2 protein-coding genes are annotated in these 516 nt (G+C 48.8%); both read left to right on the forward strand.

Features of this window, described 5'->3' with window-relative positions; all coding sequences use genetic code 11:
- Positions 1 to 174, forward strand: coding sequence for a hypothetical protein (locus PSI23_RS23710; RefSeq protein ID WP_507232780.1), 174 nt, complete (start codon positions 1 to 3; stop codon positions 172 to 174).
- Positions 171 to 516 (forward strand): putative phage tail protein (locus tag PSI23_RS21920; RefSeq protein ID WP_273557036.1); only part of this gene is annotated, 346 nt, incomplete at its 3' end. The genes PSI23_RS23710 and PSI23_RS21920, both read left to right, overlap by 4 nt.

Raw genomic sequence — 516 nt, forward strand, 5'->3', positions numbered from 1 at the left:
GTGTTGTTTGAGAAGGGCAATCCAGACGGAACCGGGAAAATTTTTATATCCGATCTGCAATATGCGATTGCTGATGTGCCGGGAACGACAGGATTTGTGATTGCGTCTCCGGCAGAAAACATTGAATTGTCGGTCGGGCAATTACCCGTGCGGGGGGAGGTTAAATACACATGAAACAGTATAGTGTGAATGATTATACCGCCGCGTTGAATGGTTTATTGCCAACAGGCATGGCGTGGACGCGTCAGCCCAATTCAGTCATGAGCGCGGTGATTCTGGCCATCGCGCAGAGTTATCATCGCAGCGATCAGGGTGCACATGCATTGCTGGCTGGCGGTTTTCCTGCAACAGCAACGATTATGTTGCCTGAATGGGAGCAAACACTGGGGTTGCCTGATGATTGCACCATTGGCGAAATTGACAGCATTTCATTACGGCAAAAATCGGTTGTGTCTAAATTGCTGAAAACAGGCGGTCAGTCGAACCCGTATTTTATTGATTTGGCTGCCAAACTGG

Origin of the sequence: Xenorhabdus yunnanensis (assembly GCF_028598805.1) — a bacterium.
GTDB classification, from domain to species: domain Bacteria; phylum Pseudomonadota; class Gammaproteobacteria; order Enterobacterales; family Enterobacteriaceae; genus Xenorhabdus; species Xenorhabdus yunnanensis.